Here is a 19,153-nt window from a genome sequence, read left to right as displayed (position 1 = left end):
GAGGATACCTGTGAAAAAGGATAAAGCAAAATTAATCTCAGCAATGACCATCTTCGGAACAATCGGGCTGGTGCGAAAATATATTCCTTGTTCCTCGGCACTTGTTTCTTTTGTGCGCGGCTTTATCGGCGCGTTGTTCCTTTTGGCCCTCCGCAGGGTGAAGAAAGAAAAATTCGACACAGCGGCCATCAAGAAAAACGTCGTGAAGCTGCTAGCATCCGGCATTGCGCTCGGCGTGAACTGGATCCTGCTTTTTGAGGCCTACCGCTACACGACAATTTCTGTTGCGACAATCTGCTATTACATGGCTCCTGTTTTTATTATTTTGACTTCACCTTTCTTTTTTCGGGAAAGAATCACGCTGCAAAAAGGATTGTGTTCCGCTATCGCCGTGTGCGGAATGGTTTTTGTTTCCGGAGTGACGCAAACAGGCGTCTCTGGACTGACGGGAGTCTTTTATGGGTTGGGGGCTGCCGTCCTGTATGCCGCCGTTGTTACGCTGAATAAGAAAATGGTCGGTCTAAGTGCAAGCGACAGAACAATCTTGCAGTTGGCGATTTCGGCAATTGCGCTGTTGCCCTATGTATTGCTGACAGACGACATTTCCGCTCTTAAAATGGATGCGTTTTCTGTCTTGATGCTTTTGGTCGCGGGCGTGGTTCACACGGGAATTGCCTATTCCTTATATTTCGGGAGCCTGCGCAATGTTCCGGCTCAGACGGCGGCGCTGTTCAGCTATATCGATCCAACCGTTGCGGTTCTTATTTCGGCCTTAGTGCTGAAAGAGGGAATCACCGCTGAGGCGATTGTGGGAGTCGTTATGGTAATCGGCGCGGCAATGGCAAGTGAAATCGACTTCAAAAAAGTTAAGATAAAGGAAAAGTGCGGGGTGTGAATACACTTCCCGCACTTTTTCTGTTTGTGGAGTTCATTTCGTAATGAGAACCAACCCGACTCCCAACGACTACCAGAATCGGCCAAATCATATTCCACATAAGTTACCCTCCACAAAAAATACCGCACAAGGCAACCTTGTGCGGTAGGTGCTCACCCGATTTATGACATTAGTATTATAAATTATAAAAGTACAATTTTCAACTGAAACTTCGGCATTTCGCCGTTTTTGACAGTAAAAACTCGGAATCCGGTGCATTCCGCATTCCGAGTTTTTTGCTGTAAAGCAGATTTTCTATTGGAAAAATATTCATATGTTTCAAGTATTTGATTGACAAATGATAGCAAAAGGCCTATTATCATAATCGGAATTATCATAAGGAAAAATAAGCGTAGAGCATAGTGGGCTTCTGAAAGGCTCTATTTTGCTGAAATCTTGGATGTGGTGAAATGGGTCAAAGTTCGAACATCCGCGTTTTTCTGAATCGTTTCGATTACGGGAAAAGCGCGTATTTTACCTTTGCATTTCCCTGTGGGTTCTGCTGCGGGAATGCCGTCTTTGAAAAAGGCGGTACGCCAAAAGCGGTGAACCAAGCCTTCCCTGAAATCTTTGCGAATTACATATCGCTTTACGCTGACAGGGAGTGTCAGAAAAAACTGCCTTTCAAAATTTTTCGTAATGAAATCCTTTTTCTCAGTACTTCAAGTCTTGAAGCTTTCAGCGAGAACATGGAAAAGATTCATTTCATTCTGTTCTACATGGAGCCAAGTGAGGAGATTTTCAATTTAGCAAAGGCCAACGCAATTTCTTCCATGAAAAAAAGATATGCGGAAATTCGCTACCGCGCTTTATATAAAATGTTGGAATTTTCAGAAAGCGAAAAAGGATTTCGCTTTTCTAAACTGGCAAGAGATATGCAAGAACTCGATTTTGCCGAATTCAGCAGATATCAAACATGCTTTATTCAACCGGAAAACTGTACTCTGTTGGCAGCAGGCAATTTTGAGAACATACCTTCGGAACTTCGCTTGAAAAAACGGGAAAAAACGTGCGAGGTACCTCGCTTTTGCTTTTTCAACCGGGAAATCAATTTTGGAAACGACTTTCATGTAGTCCAGCCGGATATTCTGGACTATTCCGCCGGCTGTATGAAATTCTTTTTTAAAGGAAAAGACGTTTCCGCGACGGAACGGTATTTTCTCCTTTCCCTTCTCGCAGCGGTTCTGTTTCAAGAGGATTACGACGTCCACGTCGATGCTGCCGATGCAAGTATTATCTACTGGAACCGTATGGTTTCCGAATATAAATACCGTTTGGCAGATGCACTGAGTGATCCGAAAATATGTGACGTCTCTGGCGGGATCCTTCATGCGCTTTATTCCATGCAGACTAAACAGCCGGAGAATTTTCTGGCTCTATGGAGCAGCTTGATGATGAATGGGATAAATCTACAGGAGTATATTCATCTTCTGGAGGCATGTTCCTGTGAGGGAGCCTTAAGACTATTCAAGAAATCTGATCCTATCGTCTGCGAAGGCGGCGTATTTTTAAGAGCGGGTGATACAGATGAGCCAAATCATCATTAAGCCTGAAGAACTGGAAAAAGAAGCGGATAATTACGAAAAAGTTTCGAAAGCGATTCAGGATGTTAAGTATCCTTTTTCCGGAATTCAAACCAACATTTCAAGCATTCAAAAATATCTTGAATGTATTCAGAAAATGCAGAACGCCATTGCTGCATTTTCCGATTTGTCGGTCAAAGACGCCGAAAATCTTCGTAAGGTGAAGGACGATTGGATGCATCTGGATAGCGGTATGTGAGAGGTGGAACTATGGCTGTCTTTTTGAATGAGGAAATCCAGCGTATAGCAGACGATGCAACAAAGTACTGCAAAGATCTGGAAGAAGCGCTTTATGATCAGTATAAATCTGCTTATTGCCTCGTCTATAGCAACAATTTTTACGGAGGCAGTGCAGACTCTTACAAAGAATATATCGAAAAGGTATCGATTTATTTTATCAATCGCTTTCTTAACACGGTCGATGAAATGGGGCAGGTTATTGGCTCAATCAAAGATTTGATAGCTTCTTATGAATCGGATTCGAAAGGAATTGTGGACCAGAAGACCGTAGAAAATGTCTCAAAACAATTGTCGGCAAAAATGCGCAGCTTTTCTGCTCTGGCAGATGAAATTCAGTCAATCGATTCCGAAGCGGCGTCCTATATTTCGGTTATTTCCCCGTCGTTTGAAGCCGTTGAAGGCGATTTCAATAAAATTCAAAAAAATCTGTCCAAAGTCCAGAATGATTTTGTTTTGATAAACAGTCAAGCGGAAAAGAAGGCATCTTCGCTTTATGACCACATCGCCAAGCTCGCTTCCGATGTTGCAACGGTTGATAACAGCTACCATTATGCCGGCAATGACCGAATCAATTATGACAAGCTGGCGCAAATCACTTCGGAAAAGTGGTATCAGCCGGAAAGCAACACGGTGCTTAACCGACTGCTGACGGAAGACCCGTTTTCTTATCAGGCAGGTCATGCGGCTCGTTACGAAAATCAGTGGGCAACGGGGCTTAACCGTGATATTTACGCTTATGCCGGTGCCAGTTTTCTGAGTGGAAATTATGAATCCAAGCATGATGACGGAGTGTATGAATTTAATGCAGACGGTTCCGTTTTAAGCGGTAATGCATACGCACAGGCGACAGACTGGGCTCGGATTTCAGCTGAAGCGAGTGCCGTCAGCGGCAGTGTCAAGGCAAAAGCCGGATGGTCGGATAAATACAAAGGATTTCGTGTAGAAGGCGAAGGCGCCGTAGCAAAAGCGGAAGGTTCTCTTAAGGTAGGTACCGATGACTTTAATGGCTACATAAAGGGCGATGCGGAATTCTGCAGCGCAAATGGATATGTAACTTGTGAGTTCAAAGATAAAAACAATTTTAGTATTGGCTTTAATGGAGAGGCAGCATTTGCAAAAGCAGAGGCTTCAAGTGGTTTTTCGTTTCTAAATTTAAGAGAAACAGAAAAAGATAAAAATGGGAACAAAGAAGAAATTAATCTATTTAGGTTCCATGTAAGTGCAAAGGCAGAGGGTGGCGGCAGTATCGGAGCAGGCATATCAAGTAAAAATCTCTATGATAGTTCATTTGTTGATATAAACGCAGTCACAGTGCAGTTTAATTTTGCTGCATTATTAGGCTTCTCAATTAATGCAACAATACCTGTGCTATCCTTCGGGTAACTGAAGAAAGGAGATTCAATTCACACAATGGAAGTGTTGAAAAAATCATGGTGGCTGTTTAGTTTACTTGGTATCGCCTCAGCTTTTTTGAATCCCTATATTGGCTTGTTTGCTATAATGCCAGCGATTATGTATTTCATTGATGGTGTGCTCATAGGAATTGGTCGCATACAATGCCGAAATAAAACTCGTGAAGGTTTTCAGAGAATTGCAGCGATTCAATCGTCTGGAATTTGGTTTGTGATACTTTTCAATATTGTCATTCAAGGAATCATTATCAAGGCTTTCGCCGACATATTAAATTATCCTCAAAAAAAGAATATGGGATTCATCCCTATGGAAGCATTTAATTTATCCGTATGGGTTCCGACAATGTGGATCCTGTATATCATTTTCGCAGTGATTTCTTTAATTCTGTTTTTTCTGCGGACATATGACCTTTATTATAATAAGAATTACACTATGAAACCCAGGAGAATACAGTTTGGATATTTAAAACAGGTAGACACAAATTCTTTTTGGTTCCGCATCTGGAGGGGATTAGGGAAAATATGGTTTATCTTTGCCGTTTGTTCTTTTGTTGTGGGAAGTCTTAATTTTCCATATCCGGCGTTTACCTGTTTCCGCTTCTTTTTCTTTTTCCCGTTTGGAATTTCATGGATTAATATTCGATATTTTTCTAGATTATTGCGAATATATGCAAACAAAGAAGGAGACTTTTATGCTGACTGCAGAGCAAGATTTCAATATCAGTTAGATTTGTTTCGTAAAAAAGGAGTGTTTCTCACAAATATATTTGCATTATGCTTTATAGAAGCCATGTTACTCCTTGGGGAATGCATGTCGGGAGCGGCTCCGCTTACCCTGTTTTTATCTATTCTTTGCGATGCCCTATTGATTTCTTCTATGAGTTATCATCTCTGGAGACTTGCTGAAAAACGGTAGATTTATTGATTGCGATTGGAAGGAAGAGTAATATGAAAAAAGTGATTGCAGCTTTCATGACCTTGTTGATGCTTACATTTACAGGTTGTGTTGTGCACATTGGCCCGAGTGACAGCAGTTCTCAAAGTTCTTCAAGCGGGAAGCCGCTAACCTTTGAAATTCCAAAGTCGATGCAGGAGGAAGGCTATTCCACCGAAAATTTAGAGAGTTTGAAAACGCTTTCCAATTTGATTTCGGAACATCCCTACATCGGGGCGGAAAACGATATTTCCGTTTTGTATTCGGGTGAGCAGTGGCGAAATTCAAACGGCGGCCAATATACGGTATTTTTTGTCGTGAATCGAACGGATAAAACCTTTAAAAATATGTCTTTTAATCTTACTATGAAAGTAGCGGATGATACGATACTTGATGGGAAAGAGATCGTCCTTACGGAAGATGATTTCGGTGAACTGAAACCCTATGTCGCAAAACCGCTTTATATCAATTTGGATAGTGAACATTATAACTATCTGAAGAATGCCGATAACAGCAACGTGAAGATGTCAATGTCCAATTTCAAAGGAGATTCCCAGTAATCGAGTTACAGGGGGGAAAACAATATGTTGCTGAGCTGGCTGTATGAACGTATTCATGAAATAGAAAGGGAAATCCAACGTCTGAAAAACCAGAATCAACAATATCGGCAAAAAATCCGCCAAATTGAAAAAATCTACGATAAAATGCAGAGCGCAAAACGGAGCCTTATAGCCCAGAAAAACGATTTATCTTCCTTTTCAAATGAAAGTCTTCCCAACTGGAAAGGGCACCTACATACAACGGAGTTTGTCAATCCCGTGCAGCAATGGTTGGTTTCCAGCAGCTACCCGCAAGTCATACGCCAAGTAGACGCAAACATGGATGCCCTGAATGACGCGAAAACAGATTATGAGAACCGTATTTTGCACAACTACGGCATTATCGGAGACCTCGCCGCAAGGATCAATTCTTTAGAGAATGAAATTGAAAACCAGTTGAATTAAAATATTCGGTAAATCCGAGATTTGAAGAAATGGAGCAATTATGGAACAGGCTGTAAAGATTGTTTTACCGAGACACCGTGAAAATCAGGTAGATGCGGATGTCCTGCATGAGCTGCAGGACGTGCAGAGCTATTTTGACAAGGAAAACATTGACCTTGGCGACAGCGAACTTGTTTTTGTCCCCTTGAAGGGAATTTATCGGCACATCACCCGTAAAATGACTATGGTCGGGGTGTGGATCAATCACTCACCCCATGATGTTACGGCGATTCAGTGCCGGCTGAAACTTCAGTTTCGCAATACACCGGCAAGAATTGCGGAAGTGCATCTCCGCCTGCCGGATGAATTCGTCGGCAAGTTGCAGCCGGAGGAAGGCCTCTTGCTCCATGTGGATATACCGGTGCAAGGCCTGCAGGAGGATCGGACCTTCGAGCAATCTGAGATAACCGGAGAGCTGTCTGACGTAGAATTAAAATATCTGAAAACCTGATAGGATTCCAGTGCCCGGGATTCGGTAAATAGCTGAGTTTCGGGCTTTTTGTCTAAGAAGAACAAACCAGCTTTCTTCATTTATCACCTGAAATGGAAAAATATTCTTTTAATTCAATAATTTGATTGACAATTTCTTACAAAAGCGTTATTATCTAAATTAGAATTACTATAACGAAAAAAGGAGAGAAAAATTATGGCAAACCAGATCAGAATGACGCCGGAAACAATGCGCCAACGTGCTAATGAGTATCGTAAGGAAGCTCAAACCGTTGAGGAAGTCATTAGCAGAATGGACAAATTGCTGCAGACCCTTCAGCAAGAATGGGAAGGCGCGGCAAGCCGAGCTTACGCGCAGAAGTTTTCTGAATTGAGACCTGGGTTTGTAAAAGCAAAAGATCTGATTAATGATATTGCAGCTGCACTTGACAAGACAGCTCAGATCGTCGAACAAACTGACGCTGATATTGCAAGCCAGTTTAGAGCGTAAGAGTACATAAGCAAAAAGAGCCTCATGAAACCACAGAGGCTCTTTTTGCTCATTTATTTTTGTTTTTCAGCGGGTGAGCAGGGGGCCTGCAGCATGGGGCTCAAAGTACAGTTATAAGCTCAATACTTGGTAAGTAAATGCTTGGAGAACGTTCAACCGATATCACTGATGTCGAGAAGAAAGGTTTTGTGTTGGATTAGCGGAAAAAGCAATTGGCAGAAATGAAGGCATACTTTTCATCACGAAGCGTGTGGCAGTGGACGCCCTTTCCTATACAGCTTCCTATTCTGCGGGAAAAGTGGCTGAAAAGGCAGGCCTTCCCCCCGGAAATCAATGTCCTGCTTTCACTTGGCCTTGGCATTACAGCAACCAAGGTTGCGGGAAAATATATTACGGTTAGTAAAGCTGATAGATTAAGAATTGATAGATGGAAGTATAGGGTATACTGATGTTACTAAACGAGGTGATTATTGGTATGCTATAAAAGGTATTAAGTGATGGGGTACTGGTATAATTTCTAAGTTCAAATTGGCGGATTTTGTGATAAGCGTTATTAATTAAAAAAGAAATGGAGAAGTCTAACATGAAAGAAGGTGATATGGTATTCGTGAAAACGGCTTCGGAAGGACATGTATGATATATTACAAAATTAAGTATAAAATGAGGCTGGTATCTTATCAAATAATTAATGCCATGAAAGGAGAATATTGGTATGGGGTTTGAGTTAAATCCTACAGAGAAAATGGCAAGTGATTTTTGCGATATGGCTCGAAGAAGACTGGGAAATAGAGTGAAAGACTTTCAAATTCTTGACGTGATTGATGATCCAAATTATAGGTCATTTAGCGTAATATTTGAGGCATATAACTATTTTATTGTTAGAATGAACTACGACAGAGGTTCATTCGGATGCTGCATCTCGACAGGAAAGCATGGAATATCCCTTCCCAATAGCCAACAGTGGTATGACAAAGCGGATTTCAACGTCTTCTTCAGAGAATTACAAGAGCAGCTCGAACTGCGCATTCCGGATAAGTTTTTGAGAGCACATGGTTGGCTGAAATGATCATGATTGAGACCCAATGCAGAACAAAAAACTGATGCAGCTTATAGAATAAAATACCCAATGCAGACCTTTAAGGAAAGCATTGGGTATTTTTTTTATTACGAAGCAGCGCTCTAGTAACGGAAAAAGAAGAGACCGCATCCCTAGATAAATTAAATATCCAAAAATGACTCAAAAAGGTAAAATTATCTATAAGTGTTGAATTATGTATCTGCTCAGTGCTATAATGATAAAAATAATTATTCTAGGGAAATACAAAAATCACACGAATGAAGCATATAGATTGACTGAGTGGAAATTACGTTCCCAAAAGAAAATGGATTGGAATTTCACAGAAATTCTGGTCCGTTTCTCTTTCAGTCTTCTCAAAGAGAATGAAAGAAACGGGATGGTGTTGACGGTTGAAAATCAAGGTTAAGAAGAAACGGGACCGCATTCTTGTAAAAGTGAAGTTTTCTTCCACTGATCAAATCAGCCAACGAGAACTGAATATCTTATCCAGAGGCAGCCGCGATTTTCTTTTGCCGAAAAAATTACGTCATAAGGCCATTCTCTTCTCCGGCAAACAAGGAATACCGCTGAACCGGTTTTTGAAAACACCTCTTACAAGATATGAATTTTATTTTATCATGGCCCAAATTGCAGATATCACGCGGAAAATCGAATCTAACGAGCTGTTCCTCCATAATATTATTTTGGATTTGAGGTATGTCTTTATCAACCAGACGACGAAAGAACTGCAGTTTCTCTACCTGCCAATCCTTTCCAATCATGTCTGTGTTGATGTGCGCGGATTTATGGAGTCTGTGATTTATGCCGCAACTTTTGACCAAAACGGGGGAACGGACTATGTTGCTCAGTTTGCCGATTTCCTGAGAAATATGCCGCAGTTCTCTTCTGACGTAATTTGTGACTACATACAGAAGCGCGAAAAGAACATCGTGAACCGAATCGGCAGGGGCAGCCAGAGCGGATTCTTTACAGACAAGCCCGCAGATTATTATTCCCATTACGGAGTCCCGGGGGGTTCAGAAGACACCTGCCTGCTGCAGAATGAAGAGACGACTTTGCTGAGCGACGACAGCGGGGAAGCGACGCTGCCAAACGAACAGGGATACAGCGATTCGGAAGAAACGGTTCTTTTAGACGATGAAGCGACCACCCTGCTGCAGGATAATGATGCTCCGCAAAAGGAGAACCCGGCGCAGGAAAATCGTTATCCCTACTTGATTCGTGTGTCGGCCAATGAAAAAATAAGCCTTTGCAAGCCGGTGTTTCGTCTTGGAAAGGAGAAGGACAGCGTCGATTATTTTGTTTACGGCAACAATGCGGTAAGCCGTGCCCATGCCGATATTGTAACGCGCGGAAGTCGTTGTTTTGTTATCGACTGCAATTCCACCAACAAAACTTATATCAACGACAGAGAGGTGCCGCCAAAAATCGAAACAGAAATCCATGACGGGGACATTTTGAAGCTCGCGAACGAAGCGTTCGAGTTTCATCTTTCCTGATGTGAGGTGGAAGAAATTTGCATTATCTGGTTACAGCGGATACCGATATCGGTATTCTAAAATCCACAAATCAGGACAGTACTTGCATAAAACATGCGAATACATCCCTAGGGGAAATCGTCATGGCAGTCATTTGTGACGGAATGGGAGGCCTGGCAAAGGGCGAACTTGCAAGTGCAACAGTCGTCCGAACGTTTTCCGACTGGTTTCATAAGGAACTTCCATTTGAACTCGCTGCACCGGATCTTCAGGTCATCGGGGGAAAATGGGAGATGATGCTGAAAGACCTCAATCATCGAATCTTGGAATACGGCAAGGCGAACGGCTGCAGCCTCGGGACGACTTTCACCGGAATCCTGATGGTACAGGATCGGTATGCAATCGCACATGTCGGAGATTCGCGGGTGTATTATCTCGGCTCTGACCTATGCCAGCTAACGGAGGATCAGACGGTTGTCGAAAGAGAGGTCCGTTCCGGCAGGATGACGGAAGAACAGGCAAAAAAGGATTCCAGACGGAATGTGCTGCTGCAATGCGTGGGTGCTTCTAAAACGATTGAACCTCAGCTTGTTTTCGGAGAAGTGCAGGAAGGCGTTTACCTTCTCTGTACAGACGGGTTCCGGCATGAAATCACTCCAAAGGAAATTTGCGGTTCCCTAAAACCGTCGCGTTTGAAAAATCAGAACGAAATGCATCGAAGTACACAGGCACTGATTCGTCTTTCGAAGAAGCGAAATGAGAAAGATAATATTTCCGCTATCGTTATAAAGGCGCAGAAGTAGAGAAGGAGGATTTTTTACAGTGGCGGAGGTAGGCACCGTTATTGAGGGAAAGTACGAAATTCTGAAACAGATCGGAAAAGGCGGAATGTCAACGGTCTACCTGGCAATGGATAAACGCCTGAATAAACAGTGGGCAGTCAAGGAGATCCGAAAACAGGGCAAAACAAAAAACGACGAGGTAGTCATAAACAGCCTGATTGCGGAAGCAAACTTGATGAAAAAGCTCGATCATCCGGCGCTGCCGAGAATCGTTGACATTATTGATAACGGTGAGACGATTTATGTCGTTATGGACTACATCGAAGGCGAGTCGCTGGATAAGATTATCAATGATTATGGCCCGCAGCCGCAGGAACTTGTCATCGAATGGGCAAAGCAACTCTGCGATGCGCTGGATTACCTACATTCGCAGCATCCTCCAATCATTTACCGCGATATGAAACCGGCAAATGTTATGCTTAAACCGGAAGGAAATGTCAAAGTTATTGATTTCGGAATTGCCCGCGAATATAAGGAGAATAGCTTGTCCGATACAACCGTGCTCGGCACGAGGGGATATGCTCCTCCGGAACAGCATGGGTCGAGGCAGACGGATGCCCGTTCCGATATTTACGCGCTTGGCATGACGATGCACCACCTGCTGACCGGCGTCGATCCGCGTCCCGCCGATTACGTCTATAAGCCGATTCGCCAGTGGAATCCGGAGCTTTCCGGCGGTTTGGAACGAATCATTGACAAATGCACCGCGCTTGACCCCGACGACAGATATCAGAATTGTTCCGAACTGATGTATGCGCTGGAACATTATGAGGAGATTGATGACCAATACCGCAAAAAGCAGAAGAAGAAACTGGCAACTTTCCTGATTGCTTTCGGTTTTGCCGTTATAACGGCATTGGGAGGAGTGGGCTGCAGGTTTGCGGCAAAACAAATCAACAGCAGCAACTACGATGCCCTCCTCTCGGTCGCCGATTCAACGGATTATGAGAAAAAGGTAGCGTCATACCGGCAGGCAATTTCCATCTATCCTTATGACCCGAGAGCCTATGAGAAGCTGCTTGAAGCGTATGAAGAACAAGGAAAATTCGGTAAAGCGGAGAACGACGAATTCCTTGCCCTATACAATGCCAACCAAAGCGGATTTAATCCTGCCGGGAGAGATTTTGCCGAGCTGAATTACAAAATCGGCAGAATGTATTTCAACTACTATACCAATGACGACGGTACAAGCAGCTTTGCAACCCGGGTGCAGAAGGCGTATTCGTTTTTCAAAGCCAATCACGAAAATGCGCCGTCCGACTTTGCCGAAAAGGAACTTTCGGACTGTTACTATGAAATTTGTACCTTCTACCGCACATACATACTCAGTTCCGCCAACGTGGAGGAAGCTTCCAATGACAGCTATCAGAAGCTGTTCGCCTCCATTCAAAAAACACTTGAAAGTGTCAAAAAGGCAAGCGCGTACGATAAGCTGACGTTATACCACGGTGTCTTAATGCTCCTGTATGACCAGCGAATCAACCTTGCTAGCGTTCATGTCGACGAAAGTACTGTTCAGAATCTCCTGAAGACCGTAGAGCAGGGGGCACGGAGCTGTTCCGTGCAGAAAGTTCAGTCGAAGAAACTGCAATCTGACATTATCAATCATTACGAAGAGTATGCGGCGGCGATTGAACGCGCGTATCACAATACGGAGGAGCGGAAATAACATGGCGGAACTTCTAATGAAGATTTCTTGGGCCCTCTTTGCATTGTCAGCAGCCGCGCTGATATGTGCCGTCGTTTTTTGGGTCAAGTTCAAAATTCCCAAAATTATTGGGGACCTTACGGGAAGGACAGCAAAAAAAGAAATTGCAAAGATGCGGTCCGAGAATGAAAAAACAGGAAAAATGACATTACAGCCGCAATTTGCGGCACGAAACAGTAGGGGCAGATATCCAACAGTTACACACCTCTCACCGGTCAGCGCAGCGGTACGCAACAGCAAGAGCGCGCCGGTTACGCTGCAGGCGGAAGCAGGGCAGACTGGGATTCTTGCCGATAACTGGGCACAGGGTCCTGCCAATCGCGCGGAGGAGACTACTATGCTCAGTAATACCCTTAATAAGGAAGAAATGGCAGAAGAAACCACAGCGCTGCTGTCTCCTCCTGAACGGCAGCAGGCAGTTGTTGTAGCAGACAGAAAGTCGGTTCAGCTAGAAATGCTGGATGACGAAATCAGTGTCCATACGGATGAGGTAATTCCATGAAATCAGATGTGAAAAGAAATTTGTTCTTCATTCTTTCGGCTATTAGTTTTCTGCTGATGTCTGCTACGATTCTTGTCATGCCGTTTGCTTATGAGAATGAAATCGAACTGAAAGCTACTGGTACAGCTTTTTGGTTGTTTTTGATCCTCGGTTTTCTATTTAATTTTCTCTCGGACCGTGCTCAAAAGGCATACCAAAAAGAGTTGCCCGAAAATGCGGAAAAAATGGAAGGCAGGGTTGGACTTCTCTCCTTCTTTTCCAATATTCCCGCATCCATCAGCGACGCGGTACTGCTGGCGGGCATTCTTGCTGCATTTTGCATGGAACTGTTCCGTCCTTCGCTTACGACGACGTATGCAGTGTATGTTCTGCTGTTTTTCATTCTTCTTTCGTTTTGTATGCATTGCTTATTCAATGGAAAGAAGTTCAGATTTATCCGTAAATCAATTCATGTGGGGAGCGGGCGCAATTATGCAAAAAAATAAACTGCTTACAAAAAAGATTACGGCGTTCTTTTTGGCCTTTACGATGATTGCATATTTAGTGTCACCGCCTCTTATTGAGACGGCAAAAGCGGCGACCGAAAGTTATCCGAATGCCTTGACGATTACCGTCGTGGACGAGAACACCCAGCCGATTGCCGACGCGAGCATAACCGGCACACTGAAACTCATCAGCGAAACCGGTGCGTCGACGGATGTCCCTGTCGATGTCAAGACCGATTCCAACGGTGAAGCGGTTATTGCAGAGGCGGCCGACATCGCGGACTATGTGCCCCAAGACGGAATGAAATGTGCTCGGCTGGACGGCTTTACGATCTCCGCTTCGGGCTTCATTACGGATACTTCGATTGACAAATTCGTTGTTGCTTCAACAGAGCAGGATTTGAGGGCCACGCTGAAATCATCGACCATTCATGCGACCGTTACCGCAACCGATGTTCCTTATGACGGCGCGGCTCATCCGGCTGCTACGGTCAGCGGAATCCAAGACGGTGATGTGATTCAATATAGTCTCAATAACGGGGAATGGCAAAATGAGATGCCGACCATCACGGAACCGGGGAGCTATACCTTGACTGTTTTCATTAAAAGGACCGGTTGTGAGGATTTCACGCAAACCGTAACCCCGGTTATCAGGAAAGCAGTTTTGAACCTGAATGTGACGGAGTATAACGGAGATTACGACGGAAATTACCACCCTGCACTGACGGTCTTTGGGCTGCTGCCTTCCGACACGGTGACTTATCAGCTCAACGGCGGGGCGGAGCAGTCGGACATTCCGCAGGTAAAAGATGTGGGAACCTACTCCGTCAAGATGCGTGTAACGCGATATGGGTATGAGGACTACGAGCAGACTTTTTCAAATATAAAGGTCAATGCAACGGAAATTTCAGGAATTTCTGTTGAACCTTATTCGGGTACCTACGACGGAATGGAGCATCCGGCTGTTTCGGTCAGCGGCACACGATGGGGCGATACCGTACAATATCAGCTGGGGAACGGAGAATGGTCTCCATCAGTTCCGCAAATCAAAAATGCCGGAACATATTCCGTCAAAGTAAAAATTTCAAGAAAGAATTTTCTCGATAAGGTTATTCCCGTCAGCGCATCCATTCAAAAAGCAAAGCAGTCATTAACCTTCGATAATCCAAATTATTCGGACGGCGGCCAACAAATTGTCGTCTTGGATCAGAATGACCCCACAAAAAATGTCTATTCTTTCTCGGCGCATGGAAATGAATCAGGCAATCTCATTACATATCAGGTGGAAAGCACATCCGGCGATTCCTCTGAGGCTGCGGTGATTGACGACAGCGGAAAATTGACGGTAAAAGCGGTCACATGCATTAAAGTTACCGCCATGTGCAGCGGCAACGAAAATTACAGTGATACCTCCATTAGCTACATTCTCGCCGTTCAAGCTCCCAGTGAAAACTTGATTCGGTTTGAAACCGAGTCGCAGTCTTATATTTTGGGAATGAACAACGGCATAGCAGCAAATCAAACTGCCGTAAAAACGTACAACGAAGATAACGGAAGCGTTTCATATTCCATCGACCGGAATGACATCGGGCTTGCGATGGATTCTACTACCGGAAAGCTGACAGTATCTGACTATGACAAGCTTGGTCAGGCGCTGACTGCCGGCGGAGGTTCGGCAAAGGTAACGGTAACGGCAAAGAAAAATGCGGGAACCATGCCGAGTTTTGCACCTTTGCCGGATTATGAAGCGTATCCTGCTGCCATAGCTTCCTACACTGTGACGGTTTCCTTCCTGCCCGCTCCAGACGATGCCTACCAGCTTACCGGAACGAAAGGAAGCAACGGCTGGTATATCTCCCAAGTGGTCGTTATGCCGAAAAATCCATCCGCTTATACCATCTCCCGTGTATGTAATGCGGCAACTTTCGGCGACTCTGTTACCTTCAGCGACCAGGGAGAAGGAACTCGGACGGTGTATCTGAGAGAATCCGACACCGGAGGCATTACATCCGCCATTCCGATTACAGATTTGAAAATTGATACGCAAGAACCATCTGTAAATCAGATGCATATTTCCTATTCTGTTTCTGTCTTTGAATTGTTTCTAGGGGCTACTTTTTGGTGGTTTTATCAACCGTCTGTCACAGTGACTTTTACCGCTGCCGACACAGTTTCCGGCATCGACCATTTTGACTGGAGCTACACGAAGCAGGCGGGTACTGGTTCAGGCATCCTGCCTTCTCAGACGGGTCGTGTTCAAGTTACAAATGTAAAGGGAGGCGTTGCCTCGGCGGAAATAACTTTAACTGCCGACCAAGCCGCCCAGTACCGAGGCAGTCTGTCATTTACTGCCACGGATTCAGCCGGCAACGTAAGCGATGTTTTGACCGATGACGGCAATGTAATTGTCATCGATACAATTAGCCCAACGAGAACTGTGGAAATCAGTTCCCCAAAAAAAACAATTGGAAAACATCTCTATTTTGACAGTGATGCAACCATTACGCTTTCGATCTGTGAAGCCAACTTCTTCGCGGACGACGTGTTGGTGCAGGTATCGAAAAACGGCGGAACACCCTATACGGTCACTCCGATGTGGACCGATGGGGAAGACGATATCCACACGGCCACTTTGACGCTCCAAGCACCTGCGGATCATTCCGGTGACGGCGATTACATTGTAAAAATGACCTATAAGGACCGCTCCGGAAATGAGATGGAACCCTACACTTCGGATACAATTACCATAGACACGACGAAACCGGTAATTGGATTTACGTATGACGCGGCGCACCAGACCGCAAAGATTGAGGTCACGGAGCACAATTTTGTACCGGATAATATTTCCGTCGCTGTAAGCGCCAAGGATATTGATGGAAAAAGCGTTGATGTGTATGATGTAACGGCTTATCTGAGAAGTTGTACTTGGACGAAGCAAGGGGACGTTCATACTGCTACAATCTCAAACTGGGCCGATGGTATTTACGATTTAAAAATTGACTATCAGGACATTGTCGGCCTGTCGGCAGAACAAGTCGAAGCTCCCGAATTTACGGTTGACCATACCGCACCGGATAAGCTGAGTGTGACCTATTCACAACCTCTACTCGACTGCGTCCTTTCAGCCCTTACATTGGGGTTCTATGATTCTCCTGTGCAGGTAACTTTCACCGCACGCGATGCTACTTCCGGCGTGGATCATTTTGACTGGACCTATACTAGGCAGCAGGGAGCCAGCAGTGTCAACAGCAAGGCCGAAGCCGGAACCGTGAAGGCGGAAACAAAGGAAGGCGTGGCCACAGCAACGATTACGCTGCCTGAAACGGAAGAGCAACTTCGGGGCAGCATTTCGTTTACGGCAACCGACCAATGCGGAAATACCAGTAAAGAATATTCCGACGACGGGCACATCCTTGTTGTAGATACACTTCAGCCGAATATGAAAGTTACATACAGCGCACCGGCTTGCACAGTCGGCTCACGGATGTATTACAACGGCGTAGCGACCGCAACGCTGACCGTAAATGAGGCGAATTTCTTTGCACAGGATGTCAAAGTGATGGTTTCCAAAAATGGCGGGAAGCCTTATGCGGTCACGCCGTCTTGGACGGACAAAAGCACCGATGACCATATCGGTGTAATCACGCTGGCAGCACCGAAAAACCATTCCGGCGACGGGGATTATGTCTTCACGGTCAATTATACCGACCGCTCCGGCAATGCAATGGCGTCCTATACGTCCCCGAAGATTACAATTGACACAAAGGCACCAGCCATTTCGATTTCGTATTCCGGCGCGCAGGTAAAGAATACGGTGAAAGATAGTTCCGGAAACGTCAGAAAGTACTATAACGGCACGGTGACGGCAAAAGTCACGATTACGGAGCATAATTTTGACGCCAACCGCGTAAACCTGTCCGTCTCTGCAAAAGATGTCACGGGAAAAGCACGAAACAGCAACAGCCTGATTTCCAAATCCGCATGGTCAAGTAAGGGAGATCAGCATACGGCCACGGTAACGTTTTTCGGAGAAGCAAATTATCAGTTGCAGGTTTCCTGCACCGATCTTGCCCAGAATACGATAAAATCTGCTTATGATTCATTTACCGTTGACCGGACGGCTCCGGATCATTTGAAGGTCTCTTACAGCCAGAGCGTTCTTGATACGGTTCTGGAAGCAGTTTCTTTTGGTTTCTACAATGCCGGTGTGACGGTCACTATATCAGCTGCCGACCAGATATCCGGTATCTCGGAATTTCAGTACAGTTACATCAAAGCAGCAGGTGTAAGTTCGGTCAATGGGCAGCTGCTGAAACAGACCATTCCCTCAGCCAATATCACTTACTCGAGTGACGGCAGATATGCTACCGCAAAATTTAGAATTCCCAAGGCGGGGCTGGGGAGGGGCACCCAATTTAACGGCAACGTATCGTTTACTGCAAAGGACCGCTCCGGAAACAGCACGGATTACAAGGACGGCAAACGCATCGTAGTCGATAACATTGCCCCGACGGCGACCATTACCTATAATGCTCCGGTTAAGAAAGAGAACGGCATCTCCTATTATTCCGGCAACGTCACCGCAACGGTCACGATTAACGAGGCAAACTTCCGTGCGCAGGATGTTTCCGTGTCCGTGACGAAAAACGGAACGGCGGTGTCTGTTTCACCGAGATGGACAAATGTCAATGCAGATACGCATGTAGGAACCTTTACGCTGTCCGATGACGGCGATTACAAGGTTTCCATTGCATACCGCGACCGTTCCGGCAACCAGATGGCAACCTACACTTCCAACCAGCTGACGATTGATAAGAAAATCGAGGCACCTGTTATTGCGATTAATGGCTCCGACGGAAACGGAAAAGCGTTCCAGGGAGACGTAATTCCGTCCGTCAGTTTCAGCGACCAGAATTACGATGGCTATGAGATAAAATTGACCCGAACCAGCTATGAGAAAAAGAATGAAGACGTTACCTCGAAATTCATTGGCAATTTCGTGTCAATCAATGAGCACGGAGGCTCCGGGTCGTTCCCTGTATTCGAAAAAGTCGCGGAGAACGACGGTATTTACACACTGACGGTGATAGTCAAGGATAAGGCCGGGCACAGCAGCACGTCATCGTGCACGTTTACCGTCAACCGATTTGGCTCAGTGTATGCCTATAACGATGCATTGAACGATCTTATCGCCAACGGCGGTGCTTATGTCAAATCGGTGAAAAACGACTTGGTCATCACAGAATACAATGCCACCAAACTGCTGCAGGATTCGTTGAACATCGAAATCACATGCGACGGCAACCCGCTTTCAAAACCTGTTTATTCGGTTTCGCCGGAGATCAACTCTTTCGTCACTCCCGGAGAAAGCGGATGGTATCAGTACCAGTATGTCATCAGCAAAGACAATTTCAAGAGCGACGGTATCTACAAGATTGTCGTATCGTCAAAGGATTCCGCCGGTAATACCCCGGAAAACACAAATTACAAGGATAAGACGATTCTGTTCCGTGTAGATTCCACTCCGCCGGAACTGACAAGTGTAACGGGCCTTAACTCCGACATCATCAACGCCCAGAAAGTAAAGGTGCAGTATGATGCCTACGATACGATAGGGTTGAAAGCTGCTGAGGTTTACCTCAACGGCAAAAAAATCAGTGAAGTTACTGATTTCAAAGAGGACCCCAACAATTACAGGGGCAGCTTTGAACTGGAAGAAAACAGCAGTACCCAGAATATCCGCATTGTTCTCCGAGATATGGCGGGGAATGTGACGGATACCGATTCTGCTTCGTTCAAGAGTGCCTTTGCGTTCCATAAAGCGGTAATCATTTCAACAAATGCTTTTGTCCGCTGGTTTGCTGATAAGCCACTCTTTTGGGGATCTATCGGCGGTGGTGCAGCGGTGATTGCCTGCGGAATCGGGCTGGGCGTTCACTTGAAACGGAAAAAAGCAGCAGAACAGTAGTAATTC

At 45.1% G+C, this 19,153-nt stretch carries 16 protein-coding genes; all 16 read left to right on the top strand.

Features of this window, described 5'->3' with window-relative positions; all coding sequences use genetic code 11:
• Positions 1-10: 10 nt before the first annotated feature.
• The 16 genes from NOG13_RS08830 (at position 11) to NOG13_RS08755 (ending at position 19,147) form a co-directional block, all read left to right on the top strand.
• Positions 11-895, top strand: a complete 885-nt coding sequence (locus tag NOG13_RS08830; protein WP_283110188.1) for a DMT family transporter — start codon at positions 11-13, stop codon at positions 893-895.
• 449 nt (positions 896-1,344) lie between these two features.
• Positions 1,345-2,481, top strand: coding sequence for a hypothetical protein (locus NOG13_RS08825; RefSeq protein ID WP_283110187.1), 1,137 nt, complete (start codon positions 1,345-1,347; stop codon positions 2,479-2,481).
• On the top strand, positions 2,462-2,716 hold the full coding sequence (locus NOG13_RS08820; RefSeq protein ID WP_283110186.1) for a TIGR04197 family type VII secretion effector: 255 nt from the start codon (positions 2,462-2,464) through the stop codon (positions 2,714-2,716). The genes NOG13_RS08825 and NOG13_RS08820 overlap by 20 nt, the downstream gene beginning before the upstream one ends.
• 11 nt (positions 2,717-2,727) lie before the next feature.
• On the top strand, positions 2,728-4,140 hold the full coding sequence (locus NOG13_RS08815; protein ID WP_283110185.1) for a T7SS effector LXG polymorphic toxin: 1,413 nt from the start codon (positions 2,728-2,730) through the stop codon (positions 4,138-4,140).
• 27 nt (positions 4,141-4,167) lie between these two features.
• Positions 4,168-5,085 (top strand): hypothetical protein, encoded by a 918-nt coding sequence (locus tag NOG13_RS08810; RefSeq protein ID WP_283110184.1) that lies wholly within the window; start codon positions 4,168-4,170, stop codon positions 5,083-5,085.
• Between the two features lie 32 nt (positions 5,086-5,117).
• Entirely contained in the window at positions 5,118-5,663 is a 546-nt protein-coding gene (locus NOG13_RS08805; RefSeq protein WP_283110183.1) for a hypothetical protein, read from the top strand.
• Between the two features lie 24 nt (positions 5,664-5,687).
• On the top strand, positions 5,688-6,107 hold the full coding sequence (locus tag NOG13_RS08800) for a DUF5082 family protein (RefSeq protein WP_283110182.1): 420 nt from the start codon (positions 5,688-5,690) through the stop codon (positions 6,105-6,107).
• 40 nt (positions 6,108-6,147) lie between these two features.
• On the top strand, positions 6,148-6,597 hold the full coding sequence (locus tag NOG13_RS08795; protein WP_283110181.1) for a hypothetical protein: 450 nt from the start codon (positions 6,148-6,150) through the stop codon (positions 6,595-6,597).
• A gap of 195 nt (positions 6,598-6,792) precedes the next feature.
• Positions 6,793-7,086, top strand: a complete 294-nt coding sequence (locus tag NOG13_RS08790; RefSeq protein WP_283110180.1) for a WXG100 family type VII secretion target — start codon at positions 6,793-6,795, stop codon at positions 7,084-7,086.
• A 712-nt stretch (positions 7,087-7,798) separates the two neighbouring features.
• On the top strand, positions 7,799-8,152 hold the full coding sequence (locus NOG13_RS08785; protein WP_283110179.1) for a hypothetical protein: 354 nt from the start codon (positions 7,799-7,801) through the stop codon (positions 8,150-8,152).
• A gap of 401 nt (positions 8,153-8,553) precedes the next feature.
• Positions 8,554-9,663: an FHA domain-containing protein gene (locus NOG13_RS08780; RefSeq protein WP_283110178.1), complete on the top strand. Its 1,110-nt coding sequence runs from the start codon at positions 8,554-8,556 to the stop codon at positions 9,661-9,663.
• Positions 9,664-9,680: 17 nt separating this feature from the next.
• On the top strand, positions 9,681-10,445 hold the full coding sequence (locus tag NOG13_RS08775; protein WP_283110177.1) for a PP2C family protein-serine/threonine phosphatase: 765 nt from the start codon (positions 9,681-9,683) through the stop codon (positions 10,443-10,445).
• A gap of 19 nt (positions 10,446-10,464) precedes the next feature.
• Positions 10,465-12,153: a serine/threonine protein kinase gene (locus NOG13_RS08770; RefSeq protein ID WP_283110176.1), complete on the top strand. Its 1,689-nt coding sequence runs from the start codon at positions 10,465-10,467 to the stop codon at positions 12,151-12,153.
• 1 nt (position 12,154) lies between these two features.
• On the top strand, positions 12,155-12,694 hold the full coding sequence (locus tag NOG13_RS08765; RefSeq protein ID WP_283110175.1) for a hypothetical protein: 540 nt from the start codon (positions 12,155-12,157) through the stop codon (positions 12,692-12,694).
• Positions 12,691-13,179 (top strand): DUF1295 domain-containing protein, encoded by a 489-nt coding sequence (locus tag NOG13_RS08760; RefSeq protein WP_283110174.1) that lies wholly within the window; start codon positions 12,691-12,693, stop codon positions 13,177-13,179. The genes NOG13_RS08765 and NOG13_RS08760 overlap by 4 nt, the downstream gene beginning before the upstream one ends.
• The gene (locus NOG13_RS08755) at positions 13,166-19,147 is read left to right on the top strand and encodes a hypothetical protein (protein WP_283110173.1); all 5,982 of its coding nucleotides are present in this window, start codon (positions 13,166-13,168) and stop codon (positions 19,145-19,147) included. Before NOG13_RS08760 ends, NOG13_RS08755 begins: the two co-directional genes overlap by 14 nt.
• Positions 19,148-19,153: the final 6 nt, after the last annotated feature.

It is taken from the genome of Thermocaproicibacter melissae (assembly GCF_024498295.1).
Taxonomy (GTDB): domain Bacteria; phylum Bacillota; class Clostridia; order Oscillospirales; family Acutalibacteraceae; genus Thermocaproicibacter; species Thermocaproicibacter melissae.
This window is presented reverse-complemented; position numbering and strand designations above follow the sequence as displayed.

Excerpts from the sequence above, each read along its gene's own strand:
- NOG13_RS08815 (WP_283110185.1), top strand. The coding sequence starts at position 2,728 with ATGGCTGTCTTTTTGAATGAGGAAATCCAGCGTATAGCAGACGATGCA.
- NOG13_RS08800 (WP_283110182.1), top strand. The coding sequence starts at position 5,688 with ATGTTGCTGAGCTGGCTGTATGAACGTATTCATGAAATAGAAAGGGAA.
- NOG13_RS08790 (WP_283110180.1), top strand. The coding sequence starts at position 6,793 with ATGGCAAACCAGATCAGAATGACGCCGGAAACAATGCGCCAACGTGCT.
- NOG13_RS08785 (WP_283110179.1), top strand. The coding sequence starts at position 7,799 with ATGGGGTTTGAGTTAAATCCTACAGAGAAAATGGCAAGTGATTTTTGC.
- NOG13_RS08805 (WP_283110183.1), top strand. The coding sequence starts at position 5,118 with ATGAAAAAAGTGATTGCAGCTTTCATGACCTTGTTGATGCTTACATTT.
- NOG13_RS08765 (WP_283110175.1), top strand. The coding sequence starts at position 12,155 with ATGGCGGAACTTCTAATGAAGATTTCTTGGGCCCTCTTTGCATTGTCA.
- NOG13_RS08760 (WP_283110174.1), top strand. The coding sequence starts at position 12,691 with ATGAAATCAGATGTGAAAAGAAATTTGTTCTTCATTCTTTCGGCTATT.
- NOG13_RS08795 (WP_283110181.1), top strand. The coding sequence starts at position 6,148 with ATGGAACAGGCTGTAAAGATTGTTTTACCGAGACACCGTGAAAATCAG.
- NOG13_RS08820 (WP_283110186.1), top strand. The coding sequence starts at position 2,462 with ATGAGCCAAATCATCATTAAGCCTGAAGAACTGGAAAAAGAAGCGGAT.
- NOG13_RS08755 (WP_283110173.1), top strand. The coding sequence starts at position 13,166 with ATGCAAAAAAATAAACTGCTTACAAAAAAGATTACGGCGTTCTTTTTG.
- NOG13_RS08810 (WP_283110184.1), top strand. The coding sequence starts at position 4,168 with ATGGAAGTGTTGAAAAAATCATGGTGGCTGTTTAGTTTACTTGGTATC.
- NOG13_RS08825 (WP_283110187.1), top strand. The coding sequence starts at position 1,345 with ATGGGTCAAAGTTCGAACATCCGCGTTTTTCTGAATCGTTTCGATTAC.